A 3,240-nucleotide genomic window follows, 5' to 3' on the forward strand; every position below is an offset into this window, starting at 1 on the left:
CGCGGTGGGCACCGGCGCGGGCGGCTTTGCGGCGCCATTGCTGTTCGGCATGCTGATAGAGACCGGCAGCCGCGGCGCCGTGGCCGTGGGCTACGCGATCGGCGCCGTGCTGGTGATTGCGGCCGGGATGCTCGCGCTGCGCTACGCCGTCGATGCGGAGCGCAAGCCCTTGGAGGAGGTGGCGCCGCCGCTCGGCGCAGATGAGCACGACGGCCGTCGGCCGCGCTGACCGGCGGGATCGCCGGCCCCCGGCACGCCGTGACCGGGCGCCTGTGCGAACCGGCGACGGGCCCTTTTCACCCCGAGCCTATGACCGAACCTTCTCGATCATGTGGTTGATGACGTGGCTGTGCTCGTGCTGCGGGCTGAACATGATGATCTCGGCATCCGCCTCGACCTTCACGTTGTGACCGGGCGGCCAATAGAACAGATCGTTGGCATTGACCGTCTCCTGCACCCCGTTCGAGTCGGTCGTGGTGATGCGCCCCCGCAGCACGTAACCCCAATGAGGGGAGTGGCACACAGTGCCGGCCAGGCCCTCGAAAAGCGGCCGCGTATCGACCCCCTCCGAGAGCGTGAAGTACTCGCCGCTGATCTTGCCGTAGCCGGTGGCGTCGCCGAAATCCAGTTGCTGGCGAATCACCGCGCCGGGGATTTCCATCTTCACGTCCACCGCGTCTTTGTGGATGTGCATGTCGTTCTCCTTGTCGTCGAGGAATGTTGAGGGGATGGAAGTCGATTGCCGCATCCTTTCAAGCAATGGACGTTCAACGCTTGGTAACGACGACCTCGATGTACTCGCTGGGCGCCACCATCGTGTCGTCGTCGGCTACGTTGAAGCGGCCGATCAGCGTGAGCAGGTCATCGGCGAGCGCCTGCTGCGCGGCGGTGCCTTCGAGCGCGGCAAAGGCCTTGAGTACCGGGCCGTAGTAGCCGCGGAACACGTCCAGCCAGTGCTCGGGGGAGCGGTAGCGGAAGACGAAGTGGCGCGGCTTGGCCTGGATGTCGGCCGCCTCGGTCTCGAACAGCTCGGCCAGCCGGCCATGCGTGCCCCACAACGCCGGCGAGCTGACGCCGGCCGGCGGCGGCACGTGCTTGCCGATGGTCTTGAACAACTGGCCGATGAAGCCATCCGGCGTCCAGTTGGCCAGGCCAATCTTGCCGCCGGGCCGGCACACGCGCAGCAGCTCGCCAGCCACGCGCGGTGGGTTGGGCGCAAACATGCAGCCGAAGGTGGAGACCACGGCGTCGAAGCTGCCGTCGTCGAAAGGCAAGGCCTCGACATCGGCCTCGCGGAACTCGATCTGGCCCGCCAGCCGCTCGGCCGCGGCACGCTCGCGGCCGCGCTCCAGCAGGGCCGGCACGTAGTCGGTGGAGGTCACCTCGCACCAGCGGCGCGCCGCGGCCAGCGAGGCATTGCCGTTGCCGGCGGCCACGTCGAGCACGCGGTGGCCGGCGCGCAGGTCGAGCGCCTCGCACAGCGACTCGCCGACGATCTGCAGCGTGGTGCCGACGACGGCGTAGTCGCCAGAGGCCCAGGCGGCCTTCTGGCGGTTCTTGATGGCGGCGAAGTCGGGCTCCGTGCTTGTGGGGATCTTCTGCGCGGCGGCAGAGGCAGACAATGCGTTCATGAGGGCTGCTCCGTGGGTCGAGTGGACAGTGATAGGCCCCGCGGGTCGGGGCCGTGTCGCGTCGCCGTGCTGCCTTTGTCGGGCTTGCGCATCAGCGGGCGCAACGCACTGTCCGGCCCGGTCGTTGGAGGCAGCGTGGTAGCCCGCGTGGAATCGAGCATGGAATCGTCGGGCGGGACTGCTGCCGACGTCCCGGGCGGCGGCGTCAGTGGCATTGGCGGTGACGAAAGCCACGGGAACCACACGAACCCCGGGAGTCACGGGAGCAGCGCAAGCGGCACCCTGTGTCTGCGCTTGCTTGGCCCGCTGACGGTTCACCGCGGCGGCACCCAACTCGAACTGCCGCCCTCGCGAAAGGTGCGCGCCCTGCTCGCCTATCTGGCGCTCGCCTCGCACGGACTCGCGCGCAGCCACCTGTGCGAGCTGCTCTGGGACCTGCCCAACGACCCACGCGGCGAGCTGCGCTGGTGCCTGAGCAAGCTGCGCGGCGTGCTCGACGATCCGGGTCGCCCGCGCGTGCTGGCGAGCGGCGACACGATCCGGCTCGACCTGGCCGGTTGCATGGTCGATGCAATGGAGGTCGGGCACGCCTTGCAGGGCGGGGTCGCGACGCTCCCGGCACAGCGGCTGCGGGCCCTGGTGGCGTGCTTCGCCCGGGGCGATTTGCTGGAAGGGCTGGAGCTGGCGCGCAGCAGCGCCTTCAACGCCTGGCTGATCGGGCAGCGCCGCCGCATGCGCGCCGGGCACGCGGCCGTGCTCGACCATCTGGTACAGGCGCTGCCGCCGGCCTGCGCCGAGGCGATCGACGCCCTGGAGCAGTGGCTGCGCCTGGCGCCCTTCGACCGCCGCGCGCACGAGTTGCTGCTCGACGCGCTGGCCGAAAGTTGCAGCCTGCGCGAGGGCGAGGAGCACTTGGCCGCCACCGCGCGGCTGTACGAGGCCGAGGGGCAGGACTGGGCGCCCATCGGCCATGTCTGGCGGGCCGCGAAGCTGCGGCACGCCGCGCGGTCGTGGTCCTCCGCGCCGATGCGAGAGGGCCGCGAAGCCCCAACCACACTCGTCTTGCCGGTCGCCAGCGCCGCCACGACGGCGCCCCCCGGCCGCCTCATCCTCGACGACCCGATCCCCTCACGGGCCAGCCCACGCCGCGCCTCGCTCGCCGTGATGCCGTTCGCCGAACGTACGCGCGGCGTGGCGCTGCGCGGCGGCCTTGGCGACGGCCTGGCGCACGACGTCATCACGCGCCTGGCCAAGCTGCGCAGCGTGTTCGTGATCGCGCAAGGCACGGTGTTCGCGCTCCACGAAAAACGCGTCGCCGCCGAAGACGCCGGCCGCCGGCTCGACGTCGATTACGTCGCCAGCGGCTCGCTGCGCCGCGAAGGCAGCGGCCGGGTGAGCGTGACTGCGCAGCTCACCGAGACGCGCACCGCGCGCGTCATGTGGGCGGAAGTCTTCACCGGCAAGCTCGACGACACCTTCGCGGTGCTCGACGAGATCGGCAACCGCATCGTCGCCTCCATTGCCAGCCAGATCGAGCTGGCCGAACGCAACCGCGCCATCCTCAAAGCGCCCAGCTCACTCGACGCCTGGGAGGCCCACCACCGCGGGC

The 3,240-nt window shown here is 70.4% G+C and carries 2 protein-coding genes and 2 pseudogenes; 2 read left to right on the top strand and 2 right to left on the bottom strand.

The window, feature by feature from the left end:
* Positions 1-229: pseudogene (locus tag H0W38_RS19455) on the top strand (MFS transporter); the annotation flags it as partial.
* Positions 230-307: 78 nt separating this feature from the next.
* Here H0W38_RS19455 and H0W38_RS19460 read toward each other — a convergent pair.
* Positions 308-694, bottom strand: a complete 387-nt coding sequence (locus H0W38_RS19460; protein ID WP_292457264.1) for a hypothetical protein — start codon at positions 692-694, stop codon at positions 308-310.
* A gap of 73 nt (positions 695-767) precedes the next feature.
* Positions 768-1,631: a class I SAM-dependent methyltransferase gene (locus H0W38_RS19465; RefSeq protein ID WP_292457266.1), complete on the bottom strand. Its 864-nt coding sequence runs from the start codon at positions 1,629-1,631 to the stop codon at positions 768-770.
* Positions 1,632-1,988: 357 nt separating this feature from the next.
* Between H0W38_RS19465 and H0W38_RS19470 the strand changes: the two are divergent.
* Positions 1,989-3,240, top strand: a pseudogene (locus H0W38_RS19470) (transcriptional regulator); the annotation flags it as partial.

Source organism: Methylibium sp. (genome assembly GCF_013817365.1).
In the GTDB taxonomy this organism is placed as follows: domain Bacteria; phylum Pseudomonadota; class Gammaproteobacteria; order Burkholderiales; family Burkholderiaceae_C; genus Methylibium.